This window comes from Delftia sp. DT-2, from assembly GCF_028401915.1.
GTDB classification, from domain to species: Bacteria; Pseudomonadota; Gammaproteobacteria; order Burkholderiales; family Burkholderiaceae_C; genus Comamonas; species Comamonas tsuruhatensis.
In genome coordinates, this window is the sequence record NZ_JAQOTI010000014.1 from 14181 (window position 1) to 31286 (window position 17106).

The following is a 17106-nucleotide window of genomic DNA, read 5'->3' on the forward strand; positions in this document are numbered from 1 at the left end:
CAGCCATGCTCTCGGCCACTGCCTCTTCCCTTGCCTCTTCCCTTGCCTCTTCGCGCGCAGTCCCCACGCGCGAAACCTATTCCGAGTTGCAGCAGGCCTACGAGCACTTCAACCAGCGCCTGTTCGACGATGCCCTGCCCCATTGCCTGATCACGCTGCAGCGCGAAAAGCGCACCTGCGGTTACTTCTCTGCGGCGCGTTTTGCGTCGCTGGATGGCAGCACCACGGACGAGATTGCGCTCAACCCCGCCTACTTCGCGGCCGTGCCCATCATCGAGACGCTGCAGACCCTGGTGCATGAGATGACCCACCTGTGGCAGCACCACTTCGGCAAGCCGGGCCGCGCGCGGTATCACAACGAGGAATGGGCGGACAAGCTGGAATCGCTGGGCCTCATGCCCTCGTCCACGGGCCGGCCGGGCGGGCGGCGCACGGGCGACATGATGGCCGACTACGCGATCGCAGGCGGCCCTTTCCTGGCCGCCTGCGATGCCTTGCTGACCACGCGCTTCCAGCTCAGCTGGTACGACCGCTTTCCCGCCATCGAGCATGTGGTCACGGGCCAGTGGAGCATGGCCACGCAGATCCAGGGCATGCAGGGCACGCAGCCGCCCATGTCCTCCGTGCCCGCCCTGGCCGAAGCCGTGCGGCCCGTGGGCACCTCGGTGGCGGTGCCGGGCTCCACCACCGGCGAGACCATGGTGCAGCCCGTCAACAAGTCCCTGCGCGTCAAGTACCGCTGCGGCGGCTGCGCGGCGCCCGTCAATGTCTGGGGCAAGCCCGGGCTGAACCTGGTCTGCGGCGATTGCGGCAAAGGCTTCACGGCCCAGGATTGATCAGCGGGCAGCAGTCTGGCGCGGCAGCTCCAGCGCAGCCTCGAGCCCGCCCCCCTCCCGGTTGGCCAGCACGATGCGCCCGCCGTGTGCCTTGGCCACGGCATCCGCAATGGACAGGCCCAGGCCAAACCCGCCAGAGCCCGTGTTGCGCGAGGCCTCCATGCGGTAGAACGGCTCCAGCACCTGGGCCAGTTGCTCCTGGGCAATGCCCGGCCCCCGGTCCAGCACGCCGATGCGCAGCAAATCGTCGCTGTCGCTGATGCGCAGTTCGGCGTCGCGGCCATAGCGCAGCGCGTTCTCCAGCAGGTTCTGCAGGCAGCGGCGCAGGCTGTGCGGATAGCAATCGAGCGGGCGCAGCGCGCGGCCCGTGATGGGGATGTGCACTCCATGCGCCTCGCCCAGGTCCTGGGCCACGCCCTGCACCAGGGCGTTGATGTCCAGCGCCTGGTGCTCGCCGCGCGCGTCGGCGCCGGTGAGCATGTCCAGCGTGGCGGTGACCATGGCTTCCATCTCCTGCAGATCGCGGCGGAATTTGTCGCGCAGGGCTTCGGGCTCCAGCATTTCCGAGCGCAGGCGCAGCCGCGTGATGGGCGTGCGCAGGTCGTGCGAGACGGCTGCAAAGAAACGCGTGCGCTCGGCCACGCCATCGGCAATGCGCTGCTGCATGGCATTGAAGGCCTGGGCCGCCTGGCGCACCTCGCGCGGGCCGTCCAGCGGCAGGGGCGGGCTTTTGAGGTCCTTGCCCAGCGCGTCGGCCGCGCTGGCCATGCGCGCCAGCGGGCGCATGGCCAGGCGCACGGCCAGCAGAGCCACCACCACCACCACGATGATGCGCAGCAGGTAGATACGCAGCACATAGTCAGCCAGCGCCCAGTAGGGCCTGACGGGGTAGCCGGCCTCTCCCTCCACGGCCTGCACCTGCAGCCACTGGCCGTTGCCCAGGCCCAGCAGCATGCGCACATGGGCTTCGGGCTCATGGGCGGTGAGCAGAGTTTCCGCGCCGCCGTGCAGCTCCAGCGCCAGGAGGTGGAACGGCACGGCCGCGCCCACGCGCCGCGCCAGCACATCGGCCAGCAGATCGCCGGCCATGGCGTCGGCCGCATCGGCGGGATGGGACGCCAGGTCCTCCATCAGGCGCCGTGCGCGGGCCGCATCGATCAGGGTCAGCTGGTAGCCCTGCGTGCTCAGCGTGCCCACGGCGGCGGCCCGCGCCTCGGGCGGCAGGGAGGACAGCAGCAGCAGCGAATCGGCGGCGCGCGCGCCCAGCAGGCGCAGCGGCACCTCCAGCAGCTGGCCGCGCCGGCTTTCCCACCAGATGGTGCCCGTCAGCGCCTGGGCCGCCAGCATGCCGGCCACCAGGATCAGGGCCACGCGCCCGGACAGCGTCTGCGGCCACAGGCGCCGCAGCAGCGCGCCGGCCTGCATCCAAGCCATCACGATGCCTGCGGCACCACGTCGCAGGTCAGCACGTAGCCGGCGTTGCGCACGGTGCGGATCAGGCTGGCCTGGCGCGCGGGGTCTTCCAGGTGCTGGCGCAGTCGGCTGACGCAGACGTCGATGGCGCGGTCCTGGGCCTGGCGCTCGCGACCGAACACATGGTCGGCCAGGTAGTCGCGGCTCAGCGTGCGGTGCGGGTTGCTGGCCAGGGCGCAGAGCACGCGGTAGTCGGACTGGGCCAGCGGCACCAGCACGGCCTGGGGCGAGCGCAGCTCGCGCGCGCGCATGTCCAGCGTCCAGCCGGCAAAGCGCAGCACGGGCAGATGCTCCGGCTCGCTGGCCGGCGCCGGTGCCTGGGCCACGCGGCGCAGCACCACCTTGATGCGTGCCAGCAGCTCGCGCGGATCGAAGGGCTTGGGCAGGTAGTCGTCGGCCCCCATCTCCAGGCCCAGGATGCGGTCCAGCAAGGCGCCGCGCGCCGTGAGCATGACCACGGGAATGTGGGTGCGTTCGCGCAGGCTGCGGCACAGGGCCAGGCCGTCGGTGCCGGGCAGCATCAGGTCCAGCACGATGAGGTCGGCCGCATGCCGGCCCAGCCAGTCCCACATGGCCTGGCCGTCACCCACGGCGGCCGGGCGCATGCCCGAGGCGCGCAGGTAGTCGCACAGCAGCTCGCGGATGTCGGGGTCGTCGTCCACCACCAGGATGCGCGGCCCCTGGGCGGCCGGGGATGCGGCGGCTGGTGCGCTCATGGATTGCATTGGCGCACGGCGTTTTGTAATGGAATGTTGTGGCGGCGGCCTGTGCAATGGAGCATTGCATTTGCCCGGCGGCCGCTGGCCTGTCTGCGCTGTCGCGTCACTAGAGTCCTGCTCGTCAATAAGAACGATTTTCATTCTAGTGATTCGCTGCCATGTCTTCCCAGCACTCCAACAGTTTCCCTCCCGCCCTGTCCACCAGCCTTGCGCTGACGCTGGGCGCCCTCTCTTCCCTGGCTGCGCCCACCCTGGCCGTGGCCCAGACTGCAGCCGCTGCGGCATCGCCCCTGGGCACGGTCGAGGTCCGCTCCACGCGTGAGGCCCCGGCCTACCAGCCGCAGGCCGTGCAGTCGCCCAAGCTCACCCAGCCGCTGCGCGACACGCCGCAAAGCATCAGCGTGGTGCCGGCCGAGCTGATCCGCGAGCAAAACGCCCAGAGCCTGCAGGAGGTGCTTCAGAACGTGCCCGGCATCACCTTCACCTCGGGCGAGGGCAATCTGGGCTGGGGTGACTTCTTCACCATCCGCGGCTTCTCGGCCGAGCAGGCCATCACCATCGACGGCGTGCGCGACGGCGGCATGGCCAGCCGCACCGACACCTTCAACCTGGAGCAGGCCGAGGTCTACAAGGGCACGGGCTCGGTGGAGTCGGGCGTGTCCGCCGTGGGCGGCAGCGTCAACCTGGTCAGCAAGGAAGCCAAGCGCGACACGTTCTACAACAGCTCGGTGGGCGTGGGCAGCGACGGCTACCGCCGCATCACGGCCGACCTGAACCGCAGCGTGGGCGAGACCGGCGCCGTGCGCCTGAACCTCATGAAGCACCAGAACGACGTGGCCGGCCGCAACGTGGTGGACTACGACCGCTACGGCGTGGCAGCCTCGTTCGCCCACGGCCTGGGCACGTCCACGCGCACCGTGGTCAACGTCTTCCACCAAGTGGACGACAATACGCCCGATGGCGGCCTGCCCATTCAGCGCGGCACGGGTGGCCAGGTGATGCCGGGCGTGCCGCGCAATGCCTGGTACGGCGCCTCCGACCTCTACACCCAGCAGTCGCGCACGGATATGGTGACGGCCCGCGTGGAGCATGACCTCTCGCCCGTGACCACGGTGCGCAACCAGTTCCGCTACGAGCGTGCCGACAACTGGAGCGTGCTGGCGCCCGCGCGCTTCAACAGCGGCAGCAGCAAGAACTCCCTGGGCTATGTGGGCCTGGGCGGGCTGGTGACGGCGCCGGGCGGCATCCTGTCCTATGGCGACTACGGCCTGGTGGACACGGCGGGCGCCAATGCCTCGCTGCGCCTGGCCTCGGTAGCCGTGTCCAAGCGCTACACCATCGCCAACAACCAGACCGATGTGCGCACCCGTTTCGAGACGGCAGGTTTCAAGCACGACCTCACGGCAGGGCTGGAGCTGTACCGCGAAACCTATGGCGACCGCGAGCGCAGCATGAACCTGCCCACCGGGACGCTGGGCTTCGACATGGCCAACCCGGCCACCATCTTCCCGGGCACGCCCACGGTGGTGGGCGCGGGCAGCGCGCGCGCCACGGTGCAGAACGCGGGCGTGTATGTGAACGACACCATCACCTTCTCGCCGCGCTGGCAGGCCCAGACGGCGCTGCGCTACGACCGCTGGCAGGCCAGCAACGGCGGCGCCAGCCGCACGGACGGCGCACTCAGCGGCCGCCTGGGCCTGGTCTACAAGCCGGCCAGCGAGGGCTCCATCTATGTCTCCTACAGCCGCGCGGCCCAGCCCTCGGCCATGGGCGTGACCACGAACAACGGCGTCTACGGCACGGCCGCCCAGCTGGCCTATGCGCCAGCCCTGTCGCGCACCTGGGAGGCCGGCAGCAAGTGGGACGTGCTGGGCGGTCGCCTGTCGCTGACCGGCGCCGTGTTCCGCACCGAGCTGAGTGAATCGTGGGAGTACAGCCCCGACAGCGTCTCGCCTGTTCGTGCCCTGCCCGCCAAGCGAGTGCAGGGTTTCGAGCTGGGCGCCCAGGGCGAGATCACGCCGCGCTGGTCGGTGTATGCCGGCCTGTCCCACTTGAAGAGCCGCCTCACCAAGGGCGCGAACGCAGGCGCCGAGGCCAGGAACGTGCCCGACTGGAGCGGCAGCGTCTGGACCTCCTTCCTGGTCACGCCCGCCGTCACCCTGAGCTGGGGCGCGCAGTACGTGGGCGAGCGCCGCTATACGGACAACGTCATGGTGGGCGGCCAGAACAATACGTCCAGCACCGTCAACGGTCCCAACGGCGTGCACCCCATCTATGTGGCCGACCACGAGAAAGCGCCCAGCTACTTCGTGCAGAACCTGGCGCTGAGCTGGCGCATCAACCGCCAGCTCACGGCCCGCTTCAACATCAACAACCTCACCAACCGCTTCTACTGGAGCCGCATCGGCGCCTCGCTGGACGGCTTCCAGCTCTACGGCGTGCCGGGCGCGGGCCGCACCTACACGGCGGGCCTGGACCTGTCCTTCTGAGCAGGGGCCACACCATGACATCCATCCAACGTCTCACCACACGCCGCGCACTGCTGGCGCTGGCCGCAGCCTGCGCCGCCGCCCTGCTGTCCGCCTCCGCGCTTGCGGCCTCGCCTGCCGGCACCGCTGCCAATGCACCGGCCGCCACCGTGGTCGACATCGTCGGCCGCACGGTCGAAATCCCCGCCAAGGTGGAGCGCATCCTGCTGGGCGAGGGCCGCTTCCTCTACGCCCTGGCCCTGATCGAGGGTGACCAGCCCCTGGCCCGCATCGCCGGGTGGCAGGGCGAGCTGCCCTTCGCCGACCCCAACGGCTATGCCGACTACCGGCGCCGCTTCCCGGCCATAGACCGCATCCCGGTCATCGGCCGTACCTCGGAAGACAGCGTCAGCGTCGAGCAATCGGTATCGACGCGGCCCGACATCGCCATCTTCGGCCTGGGCGGACATGGGCCGGGGCGCCAGAGCGGCCTGGTCAACGATCTCAAGAAGGCCGGCGTGCCCGTGGTCTTCATCGACTTTCGCGCCCAGCCCGTGCGCAACACCCTGGCCAGCATGCGCATCCTGGGCAAGGCCGTGCACCGCGAGGAACAGGCCGAGGCCTATGCGCGCTTCTACGAGCAGCACCTGCAGCAGGTGCGCCAGCGGGTGGAGGGCATTCCCACCAGCCAGCGCCCGCGCGTCTTCGCCGAGCTGCTGGCAGGCGTCTGGGACGGGTGCTGCCACACCGTGGGCAAGGGCAACATGGGCGAATTCATCGAGGCGGCCGGCGGCATCAACGTCGCGGCCGGCAAGGTGCCCGGCGCCATAGGCGACATGCACCAGGAAGCCCTGATCGCCGCCGACCCCGAGGTCTACATCGCCACCGGCAGCCGCCCGCAGAGCAACCGCCTCATGCTCAAGGCCGGCAGCGGCGTGGCACCGGCCGACCTCTCGGCCAGCCTGCAGGCGCTGACCGCGCGCCCCGGTTTCGAGGTGCTGGGCGCCGTTCGCCAGGGCCGCGCCCACGGCCTGTGGCACAACTTCTACGACGCGCCCACCAACATCCTGGCCATCGAGGCCATGGCCAAGTGGTTCTACCCAGAACGCTTTGGCGACATCGACCCCCAGGCCACACTGGACGAGATCAACCGCCGCTTCCTGCCCGCCCTGCCCATGCACGGCGCCTTCTGGGGCGATGCGCCTGCCAAGGCAGCGGCCACAGCGGCCAGCGGAGCCGTGCGATGAACATGGCCGCCGACCTGCCCGTGGAGCTCGCCAGCCCGGCCGCCAGCGCCACGCCGCTGGCCAGGGGCTACCGGCGCCTGACCGCACTGCGCGTGCTGGTGCTTGCCCTGCTGGCTGCGGCCATCGTGGGCGCGCTGCTGCTGGACTTCACCACCGGCCCCTCCGGGCTGGCGCTGGACCAGTTGATCGCCACCCTGGGCCATGCCGACCAGGCGCCGCCTGCGCTGCGCGTCATCGTCTGGGACATTCGCCTGCCCTACGCCTTGATGGCCGTGGCCGTGGGCCTGTCCCTGGGCCTGGCCGGCGCCGAGATGCAGACCGTGCTGGCCAACCCGCTGGCCAGCCCTTTCACGCTGGGCCTGTCCTCGGCGGCCGCCTTTGGCGCGGCCCTGGCCATCGTGCTGGACTGGAGCGTGCCCGGCGTGCCAACGGCCTGGGCCGTGCCTGCCAACGCCTTCCTGTTCGCCATGGCCTCGGCCCTGCTGCTGGACCTGGTGGCGCGCTGGGGCGGCATGAGCGCATCAGGCGTGGTGCTGTTCGGCATTGCCCTGGTGTTCAGCTTCAACGCACTGGTCTCGCTGCTGCAGTTCGTGGCCACGGCCGAGGCGCTGCAGGGCCTGGTCTTCTGGACCATGGGCAGCCTCTCGCGCGCCACCTGGCCCAAGGTGGCCGGTCTGGCCGCCGCGCTGGCCCTGGTGCTGCCGTTCTCGCTGCTCAACGCCTGGCGCCTCACCGCCTTGCGCCTGGGCGAAGACCGTGCCGCCAGCTTTGGCGTGGACGTGCGCCGCCTGCGCCTGGGTGCCCTGCTGCGCATCAGCCTGCTGGCCGCACTGTCCGTGGCCTTTGTGGGCAGCATCGGCTTCATCGGCCTGGTGGCACCGCACATCGCGCGCCGCATGGTGGGGGATGACCACCGCTTCTACCTGCCCGCCGCCGCCCTGGTCGGCGCGCTGGTGCTGTCGCTGGCCTCGGTGGCGTCCAAGACGCTGATCCCGGGCGTGATCATCCCGGTGGGCATCGTCACCTCGCTGGTGGGCATTCCCTTCTTCCTGGCCATCGTGCTGCGCACGCGGGGGCGGACATGAGCACCACCCTGAACACCTCCCTGAATACCCCGCACTTCGCACCCACCAACCTGCCACCTCTCACGCAAGATGGTCTGCAGATCGAGGGTCTCAGCGTCTCCTACGGGCGCCGACGCGTCATCGAATCGCTGGACATCGCCCCGCTGCGCACCGGCACGCTCACCGTGGTGCTGGGGCCCAACGGCAGCGGCAAATCCACCCTGCTGCGTGCCCTGGCCGGCCTGGTGCGCGCCCAGGGCAACGTCACGCTGGAAGGCCAGGAGCTGCAGCACGCCAGCCTGGCCGAGCGCGCCCGCCGCATCGTCTACCTGCCCCAGGCCCTGCCGGCCGCCGTGCACCTGCGCGTCATCGAATCACTGCTGGCCGCGCGCAGGGCCTCGCCACACACCACGCGCCCGCAGCAGGCCGGCTCCCCGGATGCGGTCACCCAGGCTGCCGCCCTGCTTGAGCACCTGGGCATCGCCCACCTGGCCATGCGCCACCTCGATGAGCTGTCTGGCGGCCAGTCCCAGCTTGCAGGCCTGGCCCAGGCCCTGATCCGCGAACCGCGCGTGCTGCTGCTGGACGAACCCCTGTCTGCCCTGGACCTCAACCACCAGTTCCACGTCATGCAGCTGGTGCGCGAGCAAACGCGCCGCCACGGCATGACCACCCTGGTCGTGCTGCACGACCTGGGCGCCGCCCTGCGCCACGCCGACCGCGTCATCGTGCTCAAGCAAGGCCAGCTGCTGGCCGACGGCCCGCCCGCCCAGGCCATCACCCCCGCCCTGCTGGCCCACGTCTACGGCGTGCAGGCCCGGGTGGAGCCCTGCTCCCAGGGCCTGCCCCAGGTCATCGTGGACGGGCTGACGGCTGCGGCCTGAGCCCGGTCCCCGATTCCAGATCCATCCGCTTTTTTGGAGATTCCGAATGCATACCCGCATCACCGCCGCCGCTGCCTTGCTGGCCGCCTTCTGCCTGAACGCCCAGGCCCAGCATGCCCACCCCACGCCCGCATCCAGCGTGGCCCATCCCGCCTGCGAAACCACCATTGAAGGCCAGCCCGGCAAACGCTTCAGCCTGGCGGAAATCCGCGTCAGCGCGCGCTGCGAGAACTTCACCGTCCACCTGGTCCACACCGGCAGGAAGCCCTGGCAGGAAGCCGGGCACAACTGGGTGCTGGCCCGCAGCGCCGACATCCACGCCGTCATCGCCGACGGCCTGCGCGCCGGTCCCGACCGGGCCTGGGTGGACCACGCCGACGCACGCGTCATCGCCGCCACGCAAATGCTGTCGGGCGGCGAGCACGCCTCGGTCACCTTCCCCGTGGCGCGCCTGCAAAAGGGCGAGAGCTATACCTACTTTTGCTCGTATCCCTCGCATGCGTTGCCCATGCGGGGAAGGCTGGTACTGGAGGATTGAAGCCGCGTCACCACGCGGCAAAGGCCCAAAGGGCCTGCGCGTTCAATGCAGCAGCGTGGCCACCAGGGTCACCTCGGGCACGCCTGCCAGCGCCTTAGACAGCGGGCACTGGGACTTGGCCTCCTGGGCGATTTTCTGAAACTGCGCATCGTCGATGCCGGGCACCTTGGCCTGCAGCGTGAGCGCGATGCGGTCGATCTTGAAGCCCTCGCCATCCTTGGCAAGCCGGACCTTGGCCGTGGTGTCCAGCATCTCGGTGGCGATGCCCGCCTTCTCGCAGGCAAAGGCAAAGGCCATCGTGAAACACGCCGCATGCGCGGCGCCCACGATCTCCTCGGGATTCGTTCCCTTGCGGTCATCCCCGAAGCGGCTGCCGAAGCCATACGGATGGTCCTTGAGCGCGCCGGTTTCGGTGCTGATGCGGCCCTGGCCGGTCTTGCCTGCACCTTCCCAATGGACGGAAGCGGTTTTCTCGGACATGTGTTTCTCCTGTGCGTTGGTTGGACAAGCCGCCATCACAGCACAGGCGCCACAGGGCAAGGCGTGGTCCCGGGGCGCGCCAGCCACTCGGAGCAAGTCCTACAGCGAATGAGTCAACGGACCCGTCCCGCGCGTCCACCCCTATCGCGGTCTCCGCTCTTGATTCCCGGCTGATACGCTACGCGCCATGAGCACCAAAAGCCCAGCGCGTCGCAGCACGCCTCTTTGCATCTACCAGCTCCGGATCGAGCTGCAGCACATCAAGCCCACCATCCGCCGGTGCATCCTCGTGCCCGGCTCCATCACTCTGGCCAAACTGGACCGGGTTATCCAGGCCGCAATGGGCTGAGAAAACAGCCACCTCCATGAATTCAGGATCGAGGAAAAGCGCTACGGCACACCCGACCCGGAATGGACCGAACCCGATGTGCTCAACGAACGCAAGTACAAACTTGGAGACCTGCTGGGCGAAACCGTCCAGCAATTCAGCTACAGCTATGACTTCGGCGATGGTTGGGAGCACAGCGTGGTGGTCGAACAGCGCCTGGCCGCCATCGAGGACAAGAACACCTGGCCCATGTGCATCAGCGGCCAGAACGCCTGCCCGCCCGAGGACGTGGGTGGCCCAGATGGCTACATGGATTTCCTGGAAGCCATCCGCAACCCGGACCACGAACGGCACGAAGACTTGTGGATGTGGTGGGGCGGCCCCTTCGATGCTCAAGGCTTCAGCCTGAACGACACGAACAAGGCCATCTTCAAATTGCGGTGAGGAGATGGGACGGGTGGATGCGGCATCTGCCCGACACCTGCAACCCCAAGTGCGGTTGAGATCAAGGGGAGCCTTCCCCCGGAGCCTTCCCCCCAAGCACCTCTTACCGCTCAATCACACGCCAATACTGGCCAGAAGAGCGGCTGGTGGCCGGCAGCATGACGGCAATGCCATTGTCATTGGCCGTGTCCAGCACGATGGCATCCGACAGGAAGCGGTTGTAGAGATGGAACTGGCCCGGCAGGTCGCTGGGCGCACAGCGCCATTGCTGGCCCCTGAAGCGTGGGGCGTCTCCCGCTGACGCCGTCATCTTCAGTTCAAGATGCGGTTTCCCGGCCACGCTGGTGACATCGAGCGCCATGGTGCCCGGTCCGAACGCCGCATTCTGGACAAGCCAGTAGCCCTTGCCGGTGCGCAGGAACCTCCATCTGTCGGCGCCCACAATCATGGCCGGGAAGGAAATCTGCCATGGCTCGAAGTTGTACAGCCCGGGGGGAGACACAAGGCCCGTGCCCTGCAGCAGCGCTACCGCATTGCGCTTTTCGCTCCAATACAGGTTCTGCAGCCCGACCCATTGGCGGTCCTTGAGCATGGGGCATTGGTCGTACAGGTAGTCGCCCGTCTCGTAGCGTCGAAAATCCGCATCGCTGAGCCGCTGGGCCGAGAGTGCGTGCGCCTCGGCGGAGATCCGTGCCAGTTCCCGCATGGCGGCCGTCATGGCGATCAAGGGCGCAGACGAGCCGCGCACCGGCCTCACCGGCAAGATGCGGCGAGCATTTGCAAGGTCGGAGGCCACGGCCCGCCAGCGCAACGCCAGGGTGCTGAATTCCGTTGCCATCGCCTGCGGCGCGGGCCCAAGGCGGACCACCGCGTTTGCCGGTGGCGGCTGCCTGGCATGGTGCGCGGCGGCCACGCGAAGCAGCGTGGCATGACTTTCCAGCTGCGCCACGACGGGTGCAGCCGCCGCAATGGCCGCATCCATCTCCGTCTCGACGGCTGCGACACCCGCATTCCATCGGGCCTCGTCCAGCGGTGCGTCGGGAGCCAGCGAAACGGCATCCAGCTGGTCGCACAGCTGCTGCAAACGCCCGACGGCCTGCCCCAGCTTTTGCACCGTATCGGCCAGCCCGTCGATACAGGCACGCAGCGTGCCCCAAGCGGCCGATGCTGCCTTCAGCGCAGGGAACGACTGCATGCTCTCCAGGCTCCTTACCAGCGTCATGCGGCCGCTGGCATCGTCCAGATCCAGCCCGGTCAGGAACGAGAACTCGGCGATATCGGTCCATACCTGCCGTGCGACTGGCTCACGCGCGGGCTCGGCTTCGACGCGGCAGCTCGCTGCCAGGGCGCCACCGCAGCACAGCGCCGTGGCAGCGGCGGTCAGCCACAGAAGCCGGGTCATTTGGCTGCAGTGCCGGCCATCAACAGGCGCAGGGCCCGAGGCGCTGCCGGCATCTGTCGGGGCTCCAGCACTTCGATCAGCCAGGTCGTGAACGGCGTCGGGCAGACATCTCCCAGGTGCTGCGAGAACTCGATCTGGTCGCCAGCGTAGGTGAAGTTGATCTTCAGCGGCGAGCAGAAAAGCCTCTCGTCCCCGTTGCCCGTGCTGTCGTGAAAGTCGCTGCCGGTCACCATGTCGATATTGATGCGCTGGGCCGAGGCATCGGCAAACTCCAGCCAGGCCTGCACCGACGAAAGGCGGATGCGGCGGTAGCTGGCCAGTGCCGGATGGCTGGTGGCAATGGACAGGCTGATGGGCTGCCCATGCGCCAGCTGCTGCAGCAGCGCGGCGTCAGTGATCCGCAATTCCCGCCGCAGATCCCCTTTGGTCCTCGCATTGGCCGCCTGCGCGCTGGCGTGGTCTGCCAGCAGGGTGGCGTGTGCATCTGCCATGGCAGCGGCCATGCCCGGCATCGAAAGACGGTGGCCAGGCTGCTTGCCGGTTTCGTAGGCCTGTGCGGCGCGGACCCCGAAGCAGTCCACGAAGAAACCGCGGCGCGCACTTTCTGCCCTGAGGGTGATTTCCCCCTGCAACCGCGCGCTGCGCTCCAGCTCTGTCAGCGCCTGCTGCTCCAGCGCCTGCAGGCGCTTGCGCTTGCCGATCACCGCAACGTACTCCAGCTTGAGCGTGGCAAGCTCACGGGCAATGGCATTCTTGGATGCGCTTTGCTCAGCCAGCAGGCGGCCATAGACGGCCACTTTCTGCACCTGTGTCTTGAGGGTGTTGGCAGCGTTGCGCACGGCCGCCTCGGTGCCTTCCGTGGCAAGCACCAGATCCAGCCGGTTGACGGCATCGTTCTCCAGCACCGTCCAGGCGGCCTTGGCTTCATTGGCATCCGGCATGAGCGCAAGTGCACGCATGGTGTCGCCCAGCTCCCGGGAAATCCCCTCGACATCCAGCCCGCCCAGCGGCCCACGGATCACCGGCAGCACCGCATTCAATGCGCCCTTGGCGGGATCCACCAGATTCTTGAGCGTGCTGGAGTTGTGCCTGGCCCATTGCAGCGGAATGGCAAACGACTGGCCCAGGGCCTTCAGCGCCTTGAGCGGGCCGTCTATGCTGCCGCCAAGCGTCTTGGCCTGCCCGTACAAGTCCTTCAGGCCGAGCACGCCTTTCTGACCGGTCTCGGTCAGCGCCTTCGGGTCGGGCGGCACGCCCACGCACAGGGCCGCCACGCTGCCCGCGACTGCGATGACGCCAAAGGCGATTTCCAGGCTCATCTTCACGGTGCGCACGATCTGGGCAACGTCGCTTTCAAGCTTGAGCCGCATGGCGGCAAGTTCCGCTTCAAGCTCCTCCTGGCGCACCGTGCGTGCGGCGCGGTCAAGGGCATCGATCTGCTGAATCAGCCGCTGCTCCAGCCCGGTGCAACGTGCCTCCAGCGTCTTGAGGTCCAAGGTATCCCGGTCGGCAAACGCCTGCGCGACGCTGCCCACGGCACCTGCCAGCTCGCCGCTGGCGCGCAGGCTGCGCAGGTGGGCCTCCATGGCTGCCATCACCTCCTGCCGGGCCTTGGCCAGCGACAGATAGCTGCCGGCGCTCAGATCAGGAATCGGCCTGGCCAGCCCGTCAACGCCCATGACAGGCAGCAGACGCTGCAGCGAACCCGCCGCCTGGATCAACTCGCCAAACCCGGACTCGACCCCTGACCAGCGCGTGATCCAGGCCAGCGCCTCATGGCACAACGCCAGTTCGGCCGCGCTGTGGTCGCTATGGCCGGGCCTGCCCGCCATGCCGGCGCTCAGGGCAAACAGCGCGGCCAGCACCCTGTGCATCGGCTCGCCATGCTCCAGCAGGCCGGGCGGCACGGGGGTGTGCTTCACCACAGCCCGGTTGTCCTGCCACAGGAAATTGCTGAACTGCGGCCGCGCCACCGTGTCCCAGGCCCCCTCCAGCGCATAAGGGGTGTCGCGCGTGGGGCCGCCGTACAGCGTGAACCGGCCCTCCACGGTTTCCACGAAAATGCGCACCCTGCTGAGCTCGTTGTCCTCGTCATGCAGCATGCGCAGCACCGTCGTGCCTTCGGAAACAATGCGGCGGGCAACCACCGTCAGCCGCCGCACCGAACGGTCAAGCCGCCTGTCGAACCCCTCGGGCACCACCACGGTATCGGCATGGATGTCCAGCGCCTGCAGGCCGGCCGCGTCGGCTTCGTCCAGCAACACCTTCAGGTCCACCACCAGATCGGCCACGGTGCCGAAGGGATTGAAGCTGCCGTCCGGCGCCCGGCCACCGCTGCAGACCAGCGGCCCTGGCGGCAGCAGGCCCTCGGCACGGTAGCGATCGATCAGGGTGCGCAATTCAAGGGGAGTCATCGCGGGAGTCATCGCGACAGTGAACGCAGGAGTGAGCGTGGAAGTCATTGCTGAAGTCATGGCGGGTGGTTCCAGGTAAGGCACTGCACCTGTGCAGCGGTTGGACAAAGGCCGGAGCAGATCGCTCAGGCTGCCTTCTTGCTGACAAGCTCCACCAGTTGGTCCACGCTCTGCGCCTTCTTCGGCGTGCCGCCAAAACGGCGGAAATGGTCTGCCTGTCCGGCGACACGCGCCCAGCCCTTCTTGGCCGTGCCCAGCACCACCGTCAGGCTGAACCAGTTTTCCCCTTGCAGGGACTTGCGGCCGGTGGTGCTCAAGACCTTGTGTATGTTGCCCAGATCGGCAGAAATCGCACGCCATGCCTCGCCCAGCGTCTTGAGGTTGGGGCCCAGGTCTTCAATGCTCTTGCTGATGCTGTCAAAGCGATCATTGCTCCGGTTGTAGTAGCCGATGAAGCGCTCGTTCGTGGCCATCGTGGCCTGGATGGTTCTCACCTCATCCACCTTCTCGGCAATCTTCCTGCGCGTGACCGCAAGGTCCGCACCCACACCGATATCCACCCCCGCCAGAATCAGCGGCCCGAAAAGCGGAATCGCCAGATAGGCCGGAGAGGTGGACAGCACGATGACTTCATCCTTTTCCTTGCGGCGCAGGGCCTTCAAGTCGTTCTCCAGCTTCTCCACGGCGGCCTTCAGCTTCTGGTTGGCAGCACCCTCGGCGCCCAGAGTGGTCGTGAACTTCTGCTTTTGTCCATTGAATGCGGTCTTGCAGGCATTCAGGCGCATCAGTATTCCGTTGCCGTTGTCAAGAATGGAGTTCTGCAGCGCGAAGGCACGCACCGAACGCGCATTGGCGTCTTCAATCAACTGCTCCAGCGCGCTGCTGAAATTGCGCTTGATCTGCTCCGGACGCCCGCTGGGCGTATCGCTTTCCCAAACCTTGACCAGGGCCTTCCATTTCGCCTCCACCGCCGGCTCCGCCGATGGGGTGGGCGCCCCCTCCAGATCGAAACGGTCCACCAGCTCGATCAGCCGCTCATAGGTGGTTGCCGCCACATCGTTGTACTGAACGATATCGTCGGCAAGGGTCAGCATCTTGTCCTGCAAATCTGCCTTGAACTTCTGGCCGACACCCTTGAGCGTGACGAACAGCGCCACCGCTTCGGAAAACTCCTGCCTGAAATCATCCTGCTTCTGCATGCCCAGCATGGCGCGCATCAGCTCCGTGGTGGTCGGGTTGTCGGTGACTGCAGACTCGAAGAACGTCGTCAGCCCGATCCAGTCCTCTGAACTGAGAACGGAGATTCCGTTGTAGATATCGGCAGACGGGGTGAAGGCATTCGTTGAGTTTGCTGGGTCGGACATGGCGAAGGCTCCTGACGGTGAATGGCTGGATTCGGCCGCGAATCGGTGTGCAAACAAGCGGCGGCGTTGAAGAAATGACCGCACCGCAGTCATCGCCCGCCCTCCTTTTGCGCTCCAGTCGACCGGATGCTAGGTAGCCGCCATGGCCCTGTATGTCCCCCAAACAAGCGACACAAATTCATACAGCACTGGGGATAAGGACAGCAGTGGGACTGCTCTCTCACACTCCAAGGAGCCTGTCCCCTGCGCGACCCATGGCAATGAGCACGATCAGTCCATTGCCCCAAATGACAAGACAAGGAATTTCGCAGACCAGGCATACACAACCTGCTACGTAATCAATAGCGCATTGCACACATTCATCGCCAACCAGAAGACACCATCAGTGTCAATTTCTCTTGATTTCACCGCACCCATTGGCACAGGAATTCGCCTCGCCCATAAGTGTTGCAAAATGTTCTGCAATTTGAACGATGGAGGAGCGGGAGTGGCAAGAAAACGAAAGACCAGCACGGCAGAAGACCTCATGGATCTGATCGCCATGCTGCCCTGGTGGGCCGGCATTGCATTGGCACTCACCAGCTACATGGTGCTGCACTCCATTGCCGTCCTTCCCTTGCCTGCAGCACAAAGCCCGCAGCAAATCGGCCAATTGGCCACCACCGCCATATGGCAAGGCCTGGCTACCGGGGGCCAATACATCCTGCCCCTCATCTGCCTGGCCGGCGCGGCCATTTCCGCCGTGCGCCAACGCCGCCGCAGCCAGTTGTTCGAAACCACCTCGGCCAGCTCCAGCGCAGATGCGCTGCAGAACATGTCATGGTGGGAGTTTGAAACGCTGGTAGGTGAGGGATTTCGGCGGCGCGGCTACAGCGTCAAGGAAACCGGTGGCGGCGGGCCCGATGGTGGCGTGGACCTGGTCCTCTCGAAGGATGGCGAAAAGACACTGGTGCAGTGCAAGCAGTGGAAAGCCTTCAAGGTGGGCGTTTCCACGGTGCGCGAGCTATACGGCGTCATGGCGGCTGATGGAGCCGCTGCCGGCTTTGTGGTGACTTCTGGCAGGTTCACTCAGGAAGCTGTGGCGTTTGCTGCGGGAAGAAATATCCACCTCATGGACGGCGCCGCGCTCATGAAATTGCTCAAGGAGGCAAAGGCCCAGACGGGAGCGGCTTCAACAACCAAGGCCCGGACTTCCACATCTTTGGCGAACCCTGTGCGTGTGGCCGAGCCCCTCAAGACGGAGCCTGCTTTTGACACAGTGCGACCGGCCGCTTCCCCAATACCCGGCTGCCCTCAATGCGGGAAAGCCATGGTTCAGCGGGTTGCGAAGCGAGGGCCTGCGGCTGGGAAGGCATTTTGGGGGTGTTCGGCGTTTGGTGCGGGGTGTCGAGGGACTCGGGAGATGGTTGGGGTTGGGGATGAGAATTGATTTTGTAGATGGTCTG

General features: G+C 67.1%; 13 protein-coding genes and 1 pseudogene. 8 read left to right on the plus strand and 6 right to left on the minus strand.

The window, feature by feature from the left end:
- Positions 1–5: 5 nt before the first annotated feature.
- Positions 6–836 carry a SprT-like domain-containing protein gene (locus PO605_RS23455; RefSeq protein WP_272206927.1) on the plus strand — a complete coding sequence of 277 codons (831 nt, stop codon included), beginning with the start codon at positions 6–8 and terminating at the stop codon, positions 834–836.
- Here the strand turns inward: PO605_RS23455 and PO605_RS23460 are convergent, their stop codons facing one another.
- Both PO605_RS23460 and PO605_RS23465 read right to left on the minus strand, forming a co-directional pair.
- On the minus strand, positions 837–2270 hold the full coding sequence (locus tag PO605_RS23460) for an ATP-binding protein (protein WP_272206928.1): 1434 nt from the start codon (positions 2268–2270) through the stop codon (positions 837–839). It lies immediately after the preceding gene.
- Positions 2270–3034, minus strand: coding sequence for a response regulator (locus PO605_RS23465; RefSeq protein ID WP_013802320.1), 765 nt, complete (start codon positions 3032–3034; stop codon positions 2270–2272). The genes PO605_RS23460 and PO605_RS23465 overlap by 1 nt, the downstream gene beginning before the upstream one ends.
- Positions 3035–3186: 152 nt before the next feature.
- On the opposite strand from PO605_RS23465, the gene PO605_RS23470 reads away from it, so the two are divergent.
- From PO605_RS23470 to azu, 5 genes are read left to right on the plus strand one after another with little or no spacing between them, the layout of a single operon-like run.
- On the plus strand, positions 3187–5517 hold the full coding sequence (locus tag PO605_RS23470; RefSeq protein WP_272206929.1) for a TonB-dependent receptor: 2331 nt from the start codon (positions 3187–3189) through the stop codon (positions 5515–5517).
- A gap of 14 nt (positions 5518–5531) precedes the next feature.
- On the plus strand, positions 5532–6743 hold the full coding sequence (locus PO605_RS23475; protein ID WP_272206930.1) for an ABC transporter substrate-binding protein: 1212 nt from the start codon (positions 5532–5534) through the stop codon (positions 6741–6743).
- Positions 6740–7828, plus strand: a complete 1089-nt coding sequence (locus PO605_RS23480) for a FecCD family ABC transporter permease (RefSeq protein WP_047473061.1) — start codon at positions 6740–6742, stop codon at positions 7826–7828. The genes PO605_RS23475 and PO605_RS23480 overlap by 4 nt, the downstream gene beginning before the upstream one ends.
- A complete protein-coding gene (locus tag PO605_RS23485) occupies positions 7825–8691 on the plus strand; it encodes an ABC transporter ATP-binding protein (RefSeq protein WP_231574477.1) in 867 nt (288 codons plus the stop codon). Before PO605_RS23480 ends, PO605_RS23485 begins: the two co-directional genes overlap by 4 nt.
- A gap of 46 nt (positions 8692–8737) precedes the next feature.
- The gene (gene azu / locus PO605_RS23490) at positions 8738–9229 is read left to right on the plus strand and encodes an azurin (RefSeq protein ID WP_047473063.1); all 492 of its coding nucleotides are present in this window, start codon (positions 8738–8740) and stop codon (positions 9227–9229) included.
- Between the two features lie 42 nt (positions 9230–9271).
- On the opposite strand, the gene PO605_RS23495 is transcribed toward azu, so the two are convergent.
- Complete coding sequence (locus PO605_RS23495) at positions 9272–9709, minus strand: OsmC family protein (protein ID WP_016447025.1); 438 nt, start codon at positions 9707–9709, stop codon at positions 9272–9274.
- 187 nt (positions 9710–9896) lie between these two features.
- On the opposite strand from PO605_RS23495, the pseudogene PO605_RS23500 reads away from it, so the two are divergent.
- A pseudogene (locus PO605_RS23500) lies at positions 9897–10481 on the plus strand (plasmid pRiA4b ORF-3 family protein).
- Between the two features lie 103 nt (positions 10482–10584).
- Here PO605_RS23500 and PO605_RS23505 read toward each other — a convergent pair.
- The 3 genes from PO605_RS23505 to PO605_RS23515 all read right to left on the minus strand — a co-directional run bounded on the left by PO605_RS23505 (position 10585) and on the right by PO605_RS23515 (position 15661).
- Positions 10585–11883: an RICIN domain-containing protein gene (locus PO605_RS23505; RefSeq protein WP_272206931.1), complete on the minus strand. Its 1299-nt coding sequence runs from the start codon at positions 11881–11883 to the stop codon at positions 10585–10587.
- A complete protein-coding gene (locus PO605_RS23510) occupies positions 11880–14297 on the minus strand; it encodes a hypothetical protein (protein WP_272206932.1) in 2418 nt (805 codons plus the stop codon). The genes PO605_RS23505 and PO605_RS23510 overlap by 4 nt, the downstream gene beginning before the upstream one ends.
- 125 nt (positions 14298–14422) lie before the next feature.
- Positions 14423–15661, minus strand: coding sequence for an alpha-xenorhabdolysin family binary toxin subunit A (locus PO605_RS23515; RefSeq protein ID WP_272206933.1), 1239 nt, complete (start codon positions 15659–15661; stop codon positions 14423–14425).
- 487 nt (positions 15662–16148) lie between these two features.
- On the opposite strand from PO605_RS23515, the gene PO605_RS23520 reads away from it, so the two are divergent.
- A complete protein-coding gene (locus PO605_RS23520; RefSeq protein WP_272206992.1) occupies positions 16149–17090 on the plus strand; it encodes a restriction endonuclease in 942 nt (313 codons plus the stop codon).
- Positions 17091–17106 lie beyond the last annotated feature (16 nt).

Bases quoted from the DNA above. Each gene is read 5' to 3' on its own strand.
- PO605_RS23455 (WP_272206927.1), top strand. From the start codon at position 6: ATGCTCTCGGCCACTGCCTCTTCCCTTGCCTCTTCCCTTGCCTCTTCG.
- PO605_RS23460 (WP_272206928.1), bottom strand. From the start codon at position 2,270: ATGGCTTGGATGCAGGCCGGCGCGCTGCTGCGGCGCCTGTGGCCGCAG.
- PO605_RS23465 (WP_013802320.1), bottom strand. From the start codon at position 3,034: ATGCAATCCATGAGCGCACCAGCCGCCGCATCCCCGGCCGCCCAGGGG.
- PO605_RS23470 (WP_272206929.1), top strand. From the start codon at position 3,187: ATGTCTTCCCAGCACTCCAACAGTTTCCCTCCCGCCCTGTCCACCAGC.
- PO605_RS23475 (WP_272206930.1), top strand. From the start codon at position 5,532: ATGACATCCATCCAACGTCTCACCACACGCCGCGCACTGCTGGCGCTG.
- PO605_RS23480 (WP_047473061.1), top strand. From the start codon at position 6,740: ATGAACATGGCCGCCGACCTGCCCGTGGAGCTCGCCAGCCCGGCCGCC.
- PO605_RS23485 (WP_231574477.1), top strand. From the start codon at position 7,825: ATGAGCACCACCCTGAACACCTCCCTGAATACCCCGCACTTCGCACCC.
- azu (WP_047473063.1), top strand. From the start codon at position 8,738: ATGCATACCCGCATCACCGCCGCCGCTGCCTTGCTGGCCGCCTTCTGC.
- PO605_RS23495 (WP_016447025.1), bottom strand. From the start codon at position 9,709: ATGTCCGAGAAAACCGCTTCCGTCCATTGGGAAGGTGCAGGCAAGACC.
- PO605_RS23505 (WP_272206931.1), bottom strand. From the start codon at position 11,883: ATGACCCGGCTTCTGTGGCTGACCGCCGCTGCCACGGCGCTGTGCTGC.
- PO605_RS23510 (WP_272206932.1), bottom strand. From the start codon at position 14,297: ATGACTCCCCTTGAATTGCGCACCCTGATCGATCGCTACCGTGCCGAG.
- PO605_RS23515 (WP_272206933.1), bottom strand. From the start codon at position 15,661: ATGTCCGACCCAGCAAACTCAACGAATGCCTTCACCCCGTCTGCCGAT.